At 68.6% G+C, this 14,997-nt stretch carries 16 protein-coding genes; 15 read left to right on the top strand and 1 reads right to left on the bottom strand.

From position 1 onward, the window contains the following. Positions 1 to 95 precede the first annotated feature (95 nt). From D1J51_RS06480 to D1J51_RS06470, 3 genes are all read left to right on the top strand, one after another. Entirely contained in the window at positions 96 to 1,040 is a 945-nt protein-coding gene (locus D1J51_RS06480; protein WP_119074373.1) for a cation diffusion facilitator family transporter, read from the top strand. 74 nt (positions 1,041 to 1,114) lie between these two features. Further along, complete coding sequence (locus D1J51_RS06475) at positions 1,115 to 2,818, top strand: acetolactate synthase large subunit (protein WP_119074372.1); 1,704 nt, start codon at positions 1,115 to 1,117, stop codon at positions 2,816 to 2,818. Continuing rightward, a complete protein-coding gene (locus D1J51_RS06470; protein ID WP_240422981.1) occupies positions 2,805 to 3,185 on the top strand; it encodes an ArsR/SmtB family transcription factor in 381 nt (126 codons plus the stop codon). Before D1J51_RS06475 ends, D1J51_RS06470 begins: the two co-directional genes overlap by 14 nt. A gap of 19 nt (positions 3,186 to 3,204) precedes the next feature. On the opposite strand, the gene D1J51_RS06465 is transcribed toward D1J51_RS06470, so the two are convergent. Beyond that, a complete protein-coding gene (locus D1J51_RS06465) occupies positions 3,205 to 3,933 on the bottom strand; it encodes a VIT1/CCC1 transporter family protein (protein WP_119074370.1) in 729 nt (242 codons plus the stop codon). Positions 3,934 to 4,089: 156 nt separating this feature from the next. On the opposite strand from D1J51_RS06465, the gene D1J51_RS06460 reads away from it, so the two are divergent. The 12 genes from D1J51_RS06460 to ccsB all read left to right on the top strand — a co-directional run bounded on the left by D1J51_RS06460 (position 4,090) and on the right by ccsB (position 14,967). Continuing rightward, positions 4,090 to 4,863 carry an ABC transporter ATP-binding protein gene (locus D1J51_RS06460; protein WP_119074369.1) on the top strand — a complete coding sequence of 258 codons (774 nt, stop codon included), beginning with the start codon at positions 4,090 to 4,092 and terminating at the stop codon, positions 4,861 to 4,863. Beyond that, complete coding sequence (locus D1J51_RS06455) at positions 4,848 to 6,443, top strand: hypothetical protein (RefSeq protein WP_119074368.1); 1,596 nt, start codon at positions 4,848 to 4,850, stop codon at positions 6,441 to 6,443. The genes D1J51_RS06460 and D1J51_RS06455 overlap by 16 nt, the downstream gene beginning before the upstream one ends. A 137-nt stretch (positions 6,444 to 6,580) precedes the next feature. Beyond that, positions 6,581 to 7,024 (top strand): hypothetical protein, encoded by a 444-nt coding sequence (locus tag D1J51_RS06450; RefSeq protein WP_162903697.1) that lies wholly within the window; start codon positions 6,581 to 6,583, stop codon positions 7,022 to 7,024. Between the two features lie 373 nt (positions 7,025 to 7,397). Next, positions 7,398 to 8,204: a M23 family metallopeptidase gene (locus tag D1J51_RS06445; protein ID WP_119074366.1), complete on the top strand. Its 807-nt coding sequence runs from the start codon at positions 7,398 to 7,400 to the stop codon at positions 8,202 to 8,204. A 51-nt stretch (positions 8,205 to 8,255) separates the two neighbouring features. Then, complete coding sequence (locus D1J51_RS06440) at positions 8,256 to 9,176, top strand: cytochrome c oxidase assembly protein (RefSeq protein WP_119074365.1); 921 nt, start codon at positions 8,256 to 8,258, stop codon at positions 9,174 to 9,176. Then, the gene (locus D1J51_RS06435) at positions 9,173 to 9,547 is read left to right on the top strand and encodes a hypothetical protein (RefSeq protein ID WP_119074364.1); all 375 of its coding nucleotides are present in this window, start codon (positions 9,173 to 9,175) and stop codon (positions 9,545 to 9,547) included. Before D1J51_RS06440 ends, D1J51_RS06435 begins: the two co-directional genes overlap by 4 nt. A 69-nt stretch (positions 9,548 to 9,616) precedes the next feature. Continuing rightward, positions 9,617 to 10,045 carry a hypothetical protein gene (locus D1J51_RS06430; RefSeq protein ID WP_119074363.1) on the top strand — a complete coding sequence of 143 codons (429 nt, stop codon included), beginning with the start codon at positions 9,617 to 9,619 and terminating at the stop codon, positions 10,043 to 10,045. Positions 10,046 to 10,136: 91 nt separating this feature from the next. Then, positions 10,137 to 10,748, top strand: a complete 612-nt coding sequence (locus D1J51_RS06425; protein ID WP_240422979.1) for a TlpA disulfide reductase family protein — start codon at positions 10,137 to 10,139, stop codon at positions 10,746 to 10,748. Next, the gene (locus D1J51_RS06420; protein WP_119074362.1) at positions 10,745 to 11,509 is read left to right on the top strand and encodes a cytochrome c biogenesis CcdA family protein; all 765 of its coding nucleotides are present in this window, start codon (positions 10,745 to 10,747) and stop codon (positions 11,507 to 11,509) included. The genes D1J51_RS06425 and D1J51_RS06420 overlap by 4 nt, the downstream gene beginning before the upstream one ends. Then, positions 11,490 to 13,211 (top strand): cytochrome c biogenesis protein ResB, encoded by a 1,722-nt coding sequence (locus D1J51_RS06415; protein WP_119074361.1) that lies wholly within the window; start codon positions 11,490 to 11,492, stop codon positions 13,209 to 13,211. The genes D1J51_RS06420 and D1J51_RS06415 overlap by 20 nt, the downstream gene beginning before the upstream one ends. Then, entirely contained in the window at positions 13,208 to 13,933 is a 726-nt protein-coding gene (locus D1J51_RS06410; protein ID WP_205547775.1) for a DsbA family protein, read from the top strand. Before D1J51_RS06415 ends, D1J51_RS06410 begins: the two co-directional genes overlap by 4 nt. 2 nt (positions 13,934 to 13,935) lie before the next feature. Then, complete coding sequence (gene ccsB / locus D1J51_RS06405; RefSeq protein WP_119074359.1) at positions 13,936 to 14,967, top strand: c-type cytochrome biogenesis protein CcsB; 1,032 nt, start codon at positions 13,936 to 13,938, stop codon at positions 14,965 to 14,967. The last annotated feature ends 30 nt before the right edge of the window (positions 14,968 to 14,997 follow it).

Raw genomic sequence — 14,997 nt, 5'->3', positions numbered from 1 at the left:
CTCGGGGATTGCGAGAAAACGGGGAGGCCCCCTAATATCGATATCGAACGATGTTATCGTCGTCGTCTGATTGCACGCAGAAATGGAGTTCCCTCATGGGCGCAGGACATGATCACGGCCCTGCCGTGGATGAGATCGCCGGCCACCCCGGCGATTATCGGAAGAAGTTGATGATCGCCTTCGGCATCACGGCGACGATCGTCGTCGCGCAGGCGGTGGGGTCGGTCGTCACCGGCAGCCTCGCGCTGCTGACCGATACCGCTCACGCGACCACCGACGCCTCGGGGCTGCTGGTCGCCCTGATCGCCGCGACGCTGATGCTGCGACCGGTGACGTCGAAGCGCACCTGGGGGTTCCGTCGCATCGAGGTGATCGCGGCGCTCGGGCAGGCGACGCTGCTGCTCGTGGTGGGGTTCTACACCGCGATCGAGGGCGTCCGGCGCCTGTTCGAGCCCCCGGAGGTCCCGGCCATGGAGCTGCTGATCTTCGGCATCATCGGCCTCGCCGCGAACATCGTCGCGATCGTGATCCTGTCTTCGAGCAGGGGCGCGAACTTCAACATGCGGGCGGCGTTCCTCGAGGTCCTCAACGACGCGCTCGGCTCGGTGGGCGTCATCGTGGCGGCCATCGTGATCGCCACGACCGGGTTCCAGCAGGCGGACGCGGTCGCGGGTCTGTTCATCGCCGCTCTCATCGTGCCGCGGGCCTTCAAGCTCATGCGCGAGACCACCGGCGTGCTCATGGAGTTCACGCCGAAGGGCCTGAATCTCGACCAGGTTCGCGCGCACATCCTCGAGTTGCCGCACGTGATCGACGTGCACGACCTGCACGCCTCGACCGTCGCGACCGGCCTGCCGACGATCACCGCGCACGTGGTCGTCGAGGACGAGTGCTTCACCGACGGCCACGCCCCAGACGTGCTCCACGACATCAAGTCGTGCGTCGCCGAGCACTTCGACGTCTCCGTGCGCCACTCGACCTTCCAGATCGAGACCAGGCACCTCAGCGACGACGAACCGGCCGGCATCAGGCACCCCTGACCGCGACGACGACACGGCGATGGCGACTGCATCACGGGCGGTCCGGAGCACCGGCACCGCGTGAAAGGCGAGGCATGGAACTGACAGCTTCGGACGCGCTGGTGAGGGCGCTCGAGAACGAGGGGGTCGAGCGCGTCTTCGGGCTGCCGGGGGAGGAGAACCTGCACCTGGTCGAGTCGATCCGCCGCTCGAGCATCGAGCTGGTGGTCACGCGTCACGAGCAGGCGGCGGCGTTCATGGCGGCCACCCACGGCCGCCTCACCGGCCGGCCGGGGGTGTGCCTCACCACGCTCGGGCCCGGTGCGCTCAACCTCTCCACCGGAGCCGCCTACGCGCTGCTCGGCGGGATGCCGATGGTCATGATCACCGGGCAGAAGGCGATCCTCTCGGCCGCCCAGGCCCGCTTCCAGATCGTCGACACCGTCGCGGCGATGACCCCGCTCACGAAGATGGCCAGGCAGATCGCCTCTGCGGCGATGATCCCGACGCTGACCCGCGAGGCGTTCCGCGTCGCGCAGGCCGAACGGCCCGGCCCGGTCCACCTCGAGCTCCCGGAGGACGTCTCCGCGGCGCCGATCGGCGAGATCCGCCTGATCCCGCCCCATCGCACCGAGCAGCCGGTGGGGTGTCCGGCGGCCATCTCCGATGCCGCGGACGTGATCAGGCGCGCCGAGCGGCCGCTCATCATGCTCGGCGCGGACGCCTCCCGTCCGCGATGCTGCCACGCGCTGTCCGGTTTCGTGGCCCGGATGCGGATCCCCTACTTCACCACGCAGATGGGGAAGGGCACCGTCTCCGGAACCACGGACCTGTACATGGGGACCGCGGCGCTGACGGAGAAGGACTACGTCCACGACGCGATCGAGCGGGCGGATGTCATCATCGCGATCGGCCACGACACGAGCGAGAAGCCCCCGTTCGCCATGAGCGACCCGGCGAAGACGGTCGTCCACATCGGCTTCCGCCCCGCCGTCGTCGAGCAGGTCTACTTCCCGCAGCTGGAGGTGGTCGGCGACCTCGAGCCCACCCTGCGAGCGCTCGGCGATCTCCTCGAGGGCGACGTGCCCAACGCGGAGGCGCTGCTGCCGCTGCGGAAGGGGATCCTCGCGAAGATCGCCGAGCGGGCGACGGAGGACCGGTTCACGCCGCAGCGCATCGTGCACGAGGTTCGTCGGGTCATGCCGCCCGACGGCGTCGTCGCCCTCGACAACGGCATGTACAAGATCTGGTTCGCCCGCAACTACCGCACCACCGTGGCGAACACGCTGCTGCTGGACAACGCGCTGGCGACCATGGGCGCCGGGCTGCCCTCGGCGATGGCGGCCGCGATGCTGTACCCCGGGCGGCGGGTGATGGCCGTGTGCGGTGACGGCGGGTTCATGATGAACAGCCAGGAACTCGAGACGGCGGTGCGTCTCGGGCTGGATCTCGTCGTGATGGTCCTCGAGGACGGCGCCTACGGCATGATCCGCTGGAAGCAGGCCGTGGAAGGACTCGCCGACTACGGCATGACTTTCCGGAATCCCGACTTCGCGGCCTATGCGCGCGCGTACGGCGCGACCGGGCACCGGGTGGACGATATCGCGGACCTGGGCGGCGTGCTGGAGCGGGCGTTCGCGGCCGGCGGTGTGCACGTCGTCGCGGCCCCCATCGACTACTCCGAGAACACGAGGGTGCTGGTCGACGAACTGCAGAACCGGCGGATGGCGGGCGAGCGCGATATGGACACCGGTACGGGCGATGGGATATCATCGAAAAATGGCGATGAAATCGAGTGAAATGCACACCGAAGCGGTCGTCGCGGAGGTGACGGCGGTGATCCCCGCCGCCTCGCTGTTCCACAGCTTCAGCGATCCGAACCGGCTCGTGATCCTGCAGCACCTGCAGCTCGGCGAGCACCGCGTCGTCGACCTGGTCGGCCATCTGGGTCTGTCTCAGAGCACCGTTTCCAAGCACCTGGCCTGTCTCAAGGACGCCGATATGGTCACTTCGCGGCCGGAAGGGCGAGCCTCGCTCTACTCCCTGAAGCACCCGGAGGCCCTCGTCGAGCTGCTGTCGGCCGCGGAGCAGATGCTCGCGCTCACCGGCGACGCGGTCACGCTCTGCCCGATCCACGGGACCGCGGCCGTCAGCTCCCGCACTTGAGCGGCGATGACCCCCGTCTCTAGTCGACGGCGACGCCGAAGATCACGCCGATCACGTACGTCGCGATCATCGTCGCCGAGCCCATCGTCAGGTTTCGCAGGATCGCCCGGCCCCGGGGCGCATCGCCGAGGTCGGCGCTGATCCACCCGGTGAGCACCAGACCGATCACCACGGCGAGCGCCGCGATCCAGACCCGCTGCTCGCCGAACGGCAGCAGGATCATGACGAGCGGGATGAGCGCGCCGGCGGTGAACGCGAGGAACGACGAGACCGCGGCCGCCCAGGGGCTCGTGTATTCGTCCGGGTCGATGCCGAGTTCGACCTCGGCGTGCGCTGCGAGAGCGTTCTTGGCGGTGAGTTCCGCCGCGACCCGGCGTGCGAGGTCGTCCGACAGACCGCGCTGCCGGTAGAACCCGGCGAGCTCCTCGAGCTCTTCCTCCGGCATCTCGGCGAGCTCGCGCTTCTCCTTGGCTATGATCGCCTTCTCGGTGTCGCGCTGGGTGCTCACGGAGACGTACTCGCCGCCCGCCATCGAGAACGCGCCGGCGACGAGGGCTGCGATGCCTGCCGTGGCGATCGCCAGCGGGTTGTTCGGGGTCGCGCCGGCGACGCCGATGACCACGCCAGCGGTCGACACGATCCCGTCGTTGGCTCCGAGCACCCCCGCCCGCAACCAGTTGAGCCGCTGGCCGATACCCGATACGTGCTGTTCGCCGGGGTGGGGCTGCGGCGTAGAAGCTTCGTTCATGCTCCCATCCTCGCGGATATCGGGAAGAATCGCACGAGGCGGCGCTCACGGGCCGGGCGCGGCGGTGTCCGGAGCGCTCGGAGGCGCGCGACACGGAGGGCGACACTCCCTCGCGCGATGGAGGCGCGGGGCGCCCGATGGTGATGAGATGGAGGCATGTCCCTCTCCGAACCGCCGCCGCCCGTCCTCGCGCTCCGCAACCTCCGCAAGCGATTCGGTCCCAGGGTCGCCGTCGACGATCTGACCCTCGATGTGCCCGCGGGCTCGATGCTGGGGCTGCTCGGGCCGAACGGCGCGGGCAAGACCACGGCGCTGGCGATGACCACGGGCCTGCTGCAGCCTGACGCCGGAACGGCCTGGGTGCTCGGCGCGGACGTCTGGCGGGATCCGCCCGCGGCGAAGGCGAGGATGGGGGTGCTGCCCGACGGGATCCGCATGTTCGATCGGCTGACCGGGGCGGAGCTCCTGCGATACAACGGCCTGCTGCGCGGCATGGACGAGGCGGAAGTGGCGACGCGCTCCGTCGAGCTGCTCGACGCGCTCGGGCTGGCGGAGGCGGGCAGCACGCTCGTCGTAGACTACTCGGCGGGCATGAAGAAGAAGATCGGCCTCGCCTGCGCCCTCATCCACGCCCCGCGGCTGCTGATCCTCGACGAGCCCCTCGAGGCCGTGGACCCGGTCTCGGGCGAGACCATACGCCAGATCCTGCGCGCCTTCGTCTCGGGCGGAGGCACGGTGGTGCTCTCCAGCCACGTGATGGAACTCGTCGAATCCCTCTGCGACCGCGTCGCGATCCTCGCGGAGGGAAGACTCCTGGCCCACGGAACCCTCGACGAGGTGCGCGACGGGATGAGCCTGCAGCAGCGGTTCCTCGGCCTCGTCGGATCGCACGACCTGGGGGAGGAGACGCTGACGTGGTTGCGCTCCTGATAGGCCTGCGGTGGCGGCAGCTCGGCCATCAGCTGGGCAAGAACCCGTGGCTCATCGTCGCGCTGGTGCTGAGCGGGATGCTCGCCCTGGGGATGCTCGGCTCGCTCTCGATCCTGCTCCTCGTCCTGCGCACCACCGCGCCGGAGGTCGCGATGGTGACGCTCGTGCTCGTCGGGTCCGCGATCACCGCCGCGTGGTGGGTCGGATCGATCCTCGTCAGCGCCGACGACTCCCTCGCGACCGAGCGCTTCGCCCTGCTGCCCGTGCCGGCTCGGAGGCTGCTTCCCGGTCTCGTCGTGGCGGGAGGGACCACGGTCGGCGGCATCGGCACCGCTCTCGCGCTGCTGATGATGCTCGCCGGGTGGTCGGTCAGCCCGGCGGCGGCTGTGGCGGCGATTCTGCTCGCTCCGCTGGCTCTGGCGGTGTGCGTGCTCGGAGCCAGGGTGGTCAGCGGGGCGCTCGCGGGGTGGCTCGCGCGTCGCCGCACCCGCGACCTCGTGCTGACCCTGGGCGTGCTGCTGATCGCGTCGTCGGGCGTGCTGCTCAACCTGCTGGGAGCCGCGATCAGGGGCCTGAGCAGCCCCTGGGAGGGCTTCGCGGCTCTCGCCGAAGCGCTCGGGTGGACCCCGCTCGGAGCCGCGTTCGGCGTCCCCGCCGCGATCGCGGGCGGCGACTGGGCCGCCGCGGTGCTGCGCCTCGCGATCGCGCTCGCCACGGTCACGGCGCTCTGGTTCCTCGCGGAGCGGCTGCTGGCGGCGCGACTGGTCGCCCCGGTCTCGAGCGGCGGGGGCGGGGGCCGGGTCCGTTCCGGGGGTCTCATCGACCGGGTGCTCCCGGCCTCGCCCGTCGGCGCGATCGCGGCGCGATCTCTCCGCTACCGCCGCCGGGATCCGCGCCACCTCGTCAACGCGATGATGCTCCTCGTGTTCCCGCTCATCATGTTCGGTGCGCTGGCCGTGAACACGGTGCAGTCCGAGGGCTTCTCCTTCGGCCCCGCAGTGGTGCTGCTGCCCGCCGTCAACGCGCTCATGGTCTGCACGATCGTGCAGATGGACATCGCCTACGACAACGACGCGGTCGCGCTCCACATCGTCTCCGGCGTGAGCGGCACCGCAGATCGCGCCGGCAGAATGCTCGGCATCGGCGTCCTGGCGGTTCCGCTCACGGTCGTCCTCAGCGTCGTCGCCTGCCTGCTGGCAGGCGCTCCCGAGCTGCTGCCCGCGAGCCTCGGCGCGTCGCTCGGCCTGTCGCTCGCCGCCGCCGGGGCGGGTTCCCTCGTCGGAGCGTATCTCCCCGGTAGAGCCCCCGCGCCGGGCGCGAACCCGTTCGGCCGCGGCTCCTCCGGCGGGGCGCAGGCGATGCTCGCGATGCTCGTCCTCCTCCCGGTCACGCTCGCCGTCGGCGGACCGGCTCTGGGCTTCGCGATCGCCGCGCTGTGGGTGCCCGCGCTCGGCTGGGTGAGCCTGGCGTGCGGGCTCCTGCTCGGGGGCGCAGCCGTCTGGGCCGGCGTGCTGCTCGGAGGACGAGTTCTGGATCGCCGCTGGCCGCGGGTGCTCGCCGATGTGAGCAGCGAGACGTGAGCCGGATCATCGCGGATCGTGAACCTCCTGGCGGAGCCCGGGTGCCCGCCGGGAGGCCCCGCCGAGACCGGACTTCGTGACGATCTCAGGTTTCGATGCTATTTTGTTATAAAGAGACCTGGGGAGGTGTTCGTTCCGTGAGTGTGCCCGTTTCGCCGAGGCGTCCGTTTTCGAGTCGCGCGATCCTGGTTCTCGTCTGGGCGGCATCGTTCGTTGTTCTCGGCCTCATCGGCGTGCGGCTGCACGGCTCGGAGTCAGTGAGCTACGCGGCCGCCGCCACCGCGGTGCCCCAGTCGGTCGTGGAGGCGGTGGAGCCCGATGCGTCTCCTGCCACGGCCCATGAGGCCGTGCTCGAGCAGGGCTCGGGGGCGGCCTCCGAGCCCGCGGGCGCCGGGCGTCTCGACCTGCTCATCTTCTGCGCGATCGCCCTCCTCATCGCACTGGCGCTGCTGGCGCCGCTCGCGCTCAGATCCTTGCAGAGTATCCTGGTCGTACCGCGCAGGGAGCGGGCCGGCCCCGTCGGCTCCCCGTCCGTTCGGCGGCGGCCGCTGTACCTGCTCTTCGCGGTCAGCCGGATCTGATCCCGCCGAGCAACACTCGAAGGAGAGGCCCGGAGCCTCCGCAGGGGCGCGCCCGAACGTCATGAATCCCGTCGGTGCGCGCGTTGCGCCGAGGCTCCCCATCCAGTTCCGGAGGCGCCTACTGAGCATGCTCAGACGAGCCCCTCCCATCCGATGAATACAGAAAAGACCAGTTGAATCACATGCTCGAACAGTTGAAGAAGCCGCTCTACTTCGTCACGGCAGCCGTGCTGCTGACGGTCGCCGCCGCAGGATTCGGCGCCCTCGTGATCGGAGCGATCTTTTGAAGGATCAGGGGCACGGCGGTACTCCCTCTCGCGAGCGCGGTACCGGCGGGGAGGCGCCCTCGAAGCCCTATCCCTCTCGCCGCACCATGAGGGGCGAGTCGATTCCGGTCGGCGAGGAGGCGTTCCTGACGCCGTCTCCGCGCTACCGGCCCGGACTCGGCGGGCCGACCGGACCGGCGGCGCACGGGGAAGCGCCGGGTTCCGGCCGCGGCGCGTCCGGGACGCGGCGCGCGCTGCGCCGCGTCATCGCGGGGACTTCGGCGCTCGCCTGCGCGGGGGCCCTGGTCGCGGGCACCGTCGTGCCCGCGAGCAACGCGCTCATCGCGGACGGGGCGTCCGCGTCGAGTCAGCCGCAGCTCATGAGCACCGGAGGCACCACCACCTCCGACATCGTGCTGCCAGAGTCGATTCCAGCGGTTGAGACCGCGCCCCCGATGGGAGCCGACGGCAAGCCGAACCTCTCACTCGCCGGGCTGAAGGACACCAAACTGCGGTACCCGTTCGACTCCGAGGTGCCGCTCACCGATCCGTTCGGGTACCGGACGGCACCGGTCGCCCAGTTCCACGAGGCCCAGGACATGGGCGCCGGAGCCGGGACCCCGATCCGGATCGTCGGCGACGGCGTGGTCAGCGAGGCGGGGTTCGCGACGGACGGGTGCGGATTCGCGCTGTCCGTGGAGCACAAGGTCAACGGTCAGGCCGTGACGAGCCGGTATTGTCATATGCAGGCGAACTCGCACTCCTATCAGGTCGGTGACAGGGTCAAAGGCGGCGATCAGGCCGGCCTGGTCGGTGAGACCGGTATGGCGTTCGGGGCTCACCTGCACATGATCCTCCGGCTGGAGAACCAACCGATCGACCCGCTGCCTTTCATCGCGAAGAACTCGAAGTAACGCGTCTCGACCGGTGGCTCGCCGGCCCCGTCTGTAAGGATATCTCGACACGTGAACCCCGAGAAGGGCAGCTTCGAGCTGAGCGCCCTGTTCCAGTTCGATCCGGCGAGCGCCTCGCCGCTCGCGTGGCTCGCGGTGGCGTGCCTCGTCGCCTATCTGACCGGGGCGATCTCGTTGTGGGTGTCTCGCAGGGGCTGGACCGTGGGCGGCACGTTCTCCTTCGTGCTCGGGTGCCTCGCCTGGTTCACCGCGACGGGTCTCAGCGTCAACCGGTACGCCGAAGACCTGGTCTCGGTGCTGCTCTTCCAGCAGATCACGCTGATGGTGGCCGTCCCCCCGCTCCTGCTCATGGGGTCGCCGGGCCGTCTGCTCCTGAAGGCGACGCCTCGCCGGGGGCTGGGCCGCCCGGTTCTGCGCGCCGCGCTGAGCGGGTACCGCTCGAGGACCGCAATGGTGCTGCTGCACCCGGCCATCGCAATCGTGGTGGCCGCTCTCGCGTTCCCGACGCTGTACTTCAGCGACGCGGTGAGCTGGTTCCTCTCCCTTCCGGGCGGCCACCCGCTTCTGCTCACCATGTTCCTCCTGTTCGGCGTCATCGCCGGGGCGCCGCTGTGGTCGCTGGACCCCCTGCCGCGCAACCCGTCCTACGTGGTGCGCATGGCGGACGTGGGGATCGAGATCCAGATCCACGCGGTCTTCGGCCTCATTCTGCTGATGAGTTCCGGGGCGATGTTCAGCTGGTACGCCGACGACCCCGAAGCCTGGGGGATGACCCGGGCGCTTGACCAGGCGATCGGGGGCGGACTCGTGTGGTCCTACGGCGAGCTGCCCCTGATCATCGTGCTCGTCGTGACCCTCTCGAAGTGGCGGAAGAGCGACCTGCGGAAGGCGAAGCGCCTGCAGTCGAAGGAGGACGCCGAGCTGGACGCCTACAACGAGTACCTCGCCGAGAAGTACGGGAACGAACGATGACGGCGGTGGCGGCGGTGCTGACGTCGATGCTCGCGATCCTCTCGGTGTTTCAGATCGCGTTGGCCTGCGGCGCGCCGCTCGGCAGGTTCGCCTGGGGCGGTGCGCACACGACCCTTCCCCTCGGTCTGCGGTTCGCCGCCGCATCGGCGGTGCTGAGGTATCTGTTCATCGGCTTCATCGCGTTCGACCGGGCCGGGGCCATCGCGGTGCTGCCCCGGGAGTTCTCGTTCTGGGTGATGTGGCTCATCGTCGCGCATCTCGGGTTCAGCGCGATTCTGAGCCTGCTGTCGGCGAGCAGGCACGAGAGAATGACCCTGGCCCCGTACACGCTCGTGATGGGGCTGCTGAGCCTGCTCATCGCTCTGCGATAGGACGGCGACGTGGGACACGGATCAGTACATTCACATTCTCGTCGGGGACCCCCCTGCTACAATCGGGGTGTGTTCTCAGCCATCCGCACCGACCGCTCGACGCGGCGGCGGTTCACGGTGAGGATCGCGGCGGTCACGATCGCCGCGATCCTCATGCTCCTGGGATTGTGGGGCATGGTTCACGCCGACGATTTGGGAGCCGCCGATCCCGCGCAGGTCTCGGTTTCCACATCGATCGATACCCCCGAAGAGCAGGTCGTCGCCGTGCCCATGGCCGATCTCGCCGGCACCACCTCGATGATCGGGTTGATCACCTGCATTCTCGGACTGCTGTGCGGGCTCGCACTGGCGACCGTGCTCTTCTTCGCCCGGCGCTCTCGGCCGATGCGGCTCCAGCGGCTGCGGTCGCGCCCCGCACCGATCGTCTTCTCGCCGGGGTTCGGACATCGCGGAAAGCATCGGTTCGGCCTGCTCGAGCTGAATCTTCTCCGCATCTGAGTCTTCACTGTGCTGCAAGAGCGGCAGAAACGGGTCGGTGTGTCCACACTCGGCCCGGAACCCAGCGTTGAGGAACGAGGAGTAACAAGTTTTGAGGACACCGAAGCAGACGATCCTGCTGTCCGCCGCATTGCTTGCGGCGACCGCGATCAGTCTCGGGCTGGTGGGGTGCACGTCGACGTCGTCGCTCGCGAACCAGTACCAGCAGAACAGCGGCCGGTCGGGTAGCGCCGATGGACGAGTCGTCGAGATCCCCGCGGATCAGCGCGGCACGCCCGTGAGCTTCAGCGGCACCACGGAGTACGGCAAGAAGGTCTCGAGCGAGGACTACGCCGGGCAGGTGTACGTGGTGAACTTCTGGTACGCGGCCTGCGGGCCGTGCATCGCGGAAGCCCCCTTCCTGGAGGAGACGTGGCAGAAGTATAAGAAAGATGGGGTCAAGTTCCTCGGCATCAACATCTACGACCAGCCGGCCACCGCGATCGCGTTCGCCGAGGAGAACGGGATCAGCTATCCGAGCGTGATCGACGTCAACGACGGCCGCGTCAAGCAGGCGTTCGCGGGTGTCACGCCGATCCAGGCTACGCCGACCACGCTGGTGATGGACCGGCAGGGCCGGGTAGCGGCGCGTATCATCGGCCAGCTGGAGTCGGCCTCGGTGCTCAGCACGCTCGTCGAAGACACGCTCAAGGAGACTTCATGACTCCGACCGATCTCGTCTTCGACGGCGTGCTCTGGATGGCGCTCCTCATCGCCGCCCTTGCGGGGCTCGTCTCCTTCGCGTCCCCCTGCGTGCTGCCGCTCGTACCCGGCTACTTCGGATACCTGGGCTCGTCCGTCGCCCCGGCGGGAGCCGGCGGCGCGGGCTCGGACGGGAGCCGGGCGACGAGGCGCCGGCTCCTGATCGGAGTTCTGCTGTTCATCTCCGGGTTCACCGTCGTCTTCGTCGCGGTCACCGTGCTGGGCGGCGTGTTCGGGCGGGTGTTCATCGCCTACTCCGACATCGCGACCAGGATTCTGGGGGTCGTGGTCATTCTGATGGGCCTCGCCTTCGTCGGCGTGTTCCGCCGAGTCCAGCGCACGGTCCGCCCCCGGTTCCGGGAGCGGATGGGTCTCGCGGGCGCGCCGCTGCTCGGACTCGCGCTGGGTATCGGCTGGACGCCCTGCATCGGGCCCACGCTCGCCGCCATCATGTCGGTCTCCTGGAACATGGGCGACCCCGTCCGCGCCGGGCTCCTCGGCGTCGCCTACTCCCTGGGCCTCGGCATCCCGTTCCTGCTTCTCGCCCTCGGCCTCGGGTGGGCCACGAGGTCGGTCTCGTTCCTGAGCCGCCACATCCGCGTCGTCAACATCGCCGGTGGCTGCATGCTGGTGCTGCTCGGTCTGCTGATGGTGACCGGCGTCTGGGGCAGGCTCATGTCGGTCATGCAGGGGGTGATGCTCAATGTCACGCTCCCTCTCTGAACGGGAAAGGGATCCCGCACGCCCCGTCGACCACATCGACGGCGACGGCCGAAAGGCCGCCGAGCTCACACTGGGGTGGCGCGGATGGCTGAGGTGGGGCTGGCGTCAGCTCACGAGTATGCGCGTCGCGATGTTCCTGCTCCTGCTCATGGCGGTCGCGGCCATTCCCGGATCGCTCGTGCCGCAGCGCCGCGCCGACCCGAACGGCGTCGTCCAGTACTTCCGAAATCAGCCCGAGCTCGCGCCGGTGCTGGATAATCTGCAGCTGTTCGACGTCTACGGCTCGGCCTGGTTCTCCGCGATCTACCTGCTGCTGTTCCTGTCGCTGATCGGCTGCATCATTCCCCGGATCAAGCACCACGCCAAGGCGCTCCGCGCCCGACCTCCGCGAACCCCGGTTCGGCTGCAGCGCATGGCGGGCTACTCGTCGCGCGAGCTGAGCATCGGCGGCGCACGCGTGCCCGACTCCGATGTCGCAGAGGCCGCGGCGATCGCAGAGCGTGATCTGCGCCGCCGGGGTTACCGGGTGGCGCGCTACGACACCGACGGCTCATGGTCGGTGTCGGCGGAGCGCGGCTACCTGCGCGAAAGCGGAAACCTCCTCTTCCACATCGCACTCGTGGGCATCCTCGTGACGGTGCTCGTCAGCAGCTTCTTCAGCTACACCGGCGACCGGGTGATCGTTTCGGGCACCACCTTCGTGAATGCCCAGAGCTCCTACTCGTCCTTCACGGCGGGTCAGCTGTTCGACACGAATTCGCTGCCCCCCTACACGCTCAGCCTCGATGAGTTCGGGGTCGACTACGTGCAACCCGGCAGGCCGGGCGCAGGGCAGGCCGGTAACTTCGCCGCGAACCTCACCGTCCGGGGTCCCGCGCCGGATGAGGAGCGCACGGAGACCGTGCGGGTCAATTGGCCCATCACGGTCGTGAACGACCGCATCTATCTGCTCGGAAACGGATACGCCCCGATGATCACCGTCCGCAACGCCGGCGGCGAGATCGTCTATCAGGAGCCGCTTCCGTTCCTGCCGCAGGACGCAGCTATGACCTCGCTCGGCATCGTGAAGGTTCCCGACGGGTTGCCCGAGCAGATCGGCCTCATCGGCTTCCTCTACCCGACGCAGGACGAGCTCGACACCGGAGCCTACACCTCGGTGTTCCCCGATCTCATCAACCCGCTCATCACCTTCAACGTGTTCTCCGGCAACCTCGGCATCGACGATGGAACGCCCCGCTCCGTCTACCAACTCGACACGAAGAGCATGACGCAGCTCACCGGGGGGAAGACCGGGGTCGATTCGATCGAGCTCAGGCCCGGCGAGACCGGCGACCTTCCGAACGGCATGGGAACGGTGACCTTCGAGGACCTCACCAAGACCGAGGGGGCCGACGAGCCGGTGCGGCGATTCGCGTCGCTGCAGATCCAGCGCGACCCCGGGAGCGCCTGGGTGCTCGTCTTCTCGATCATGGCCATCGGCGGGATGCTGACCGGTCTGCTGGTGCCTCGCAGGCGGGTCTGGGTCAAGGCCTCCTTCGCCGACCCCGTGACCGGTCGGCGCAGAGTCAGGCTCGAGTACGCGGGCCTCGCCCGCGGTGAGGACCCCGGCCTCGAGCGCGCCGTCGAACAACTCCGAGACACTCATCTGTCGGCCATCGCCGAACAGGCGCAACCGCCTCGCTTCACGAAGGGAACTCCATGACTTCCAACACCGGACGACCGCCGAGGAAAAAGCTCAGCACCTCGATGAAGGCCGCGCTGATCACCATCCCGTCCGTTCTGCTCGTCTTCCTGATCTTCATCCTCATCGCGGTGCTCAGCCAGTCCGGCCCGCAACCGGCGGCCGAGGGATCGGGCTCGGGATCGGGCTCGGGATCGGGACAGAAAAGCGTGCCGATGGTGCAGGAGAACTCGCACGTGCTCGACGACGCCGGAAAGGGCGCGCCCGTGCTGGTCGAGTTCCTCGACTTCGAGTGCGAGGCCTGCGGGGGCGTCTACCCGGTCATCGAGGATATCCGCAAGCAGTACGACGGCAAGATCACCTACGTCGCGCGGCACTTCATCACGAACCACGCGAACTCGGTGAACGCGGCCCTGGCTTCCGAGGCGGCCGCTCAGCAGGGCAAGTTCGAAGAGATGTACCGCAAGCTGTTCGAGTCGCAGCCCGAGTGGGCGGAGAAGCAGGACTCGCAGGCGGCCCTCATCCGGAGCTATGCTGAGCAGATCGGTCTCGACATGCAGGCCTATGATCGGGATATCGCCGATCCGAAGATGCAAGCCCGAGTCGACGAGGACCACAATGCGGGCCTCGCGCTCGGCGTCCAGGGGACGCCCACGTTCTTCCTCGACGGCGAGCTGCTCCAGCCCAAGACGGTCAGCGATCTCACGGATGCGCTCGACCAAGCGATCGCGAACCGGAAGTGACTATGAACCTCGAACTGCAGACCACGCTCGACGAATTCTCGGTGCTCTCCGTCTGGTCGGCCATCACCGTCTACGTGCTCGCGTTCCTCGCGTTCGCGTACGATCTCTCGCAACGCGCGTCGCTCGCCCCCGCCAAGCAGCGCGCGCTCGCGACCGCCAAACAGCGCGAGCCCGCACTCGTCGGCGCCGGGGGCGCGACCGTGCCGCCGCCTGTCGAAGATGCACACGAGCCGACGCTGGGGGTCCCGCCCGCGCAGCGGTCGCGGCGCCTCTGGGCCCGCCTCGGCATCGCGTTCACCGGACTGGGCTTCATCCTGCATCTGGCCGGTACGATCACTCGCGGAATCGCGGCGGAGCGGGTTCCGTGGGCGAACATGTACGAGTTCGCTCTCACCGGCACCCTGCTGATCGTCGCCGTCTACCTGGCGTCGCTGCGCTGGTACGATCTCCGATTCCTCGGCGTGTTCATCGTCGGCATGGTGGTGCTGTTCCTCGGCGGCTCGACGATCTCGTTCTTCGTGGTGGTCACGCCCCTGATGGACCCCCTGAAGAGCGTCTGGCTCATCGTCCACGTGTTCGTCGCATCGCTTGCGACGGCGCTGTTCGCCATCGCAGCGGGACTCTCCACCATGCAGCTCATGCAGGCCCGGCGCGAAAGGCGGAAGGCCGAGGGCATCGGCGAGGATGGCCTCGGCCGGGGCTACCTCCGGACCCTGCCCTCCGCCGAGTCGCTCGAAGCACTCGCCTACCGTTTCGCGATCCTCGGATTCATCTTCTGGACGTTCACTCTCATCGCCGGGGCGATCTGGGCGAACGAATCCTGGGGTCGCTACTGGGGCTTCGACACGAAGGAGGTATGGACCTTCGTGATCTGGGTGCTCTACGCCGGATACATCCACGCCCGTGCCACCCGGGGCTGGCGCGGGGCGCGATCGGGGTGGCTGTCGCTGATCGGCTTCGCGGCGGTGCTCTTCAACTTCACCATCGTGAACCTCTTCTTCAAAGGCCTCCACGCCTACTCCGGCCTGACCTGAGCGCAGACCGGCGGCGTCCTCCCCGGTCGC

The organism is Leucobacter sp. wl10 (assembly GCF_003569785.1).
Classification (GTDB): domain Bacteria; phylum Actinomycetota; class Actinomycetes; order Actinomycetales; family Microbacteriaceae; genus Leucobacter.
Note: the sequence above shows the minus strand (reverse complement) of the source record. Positions and strands in the feature narration are given on the sequence as shown.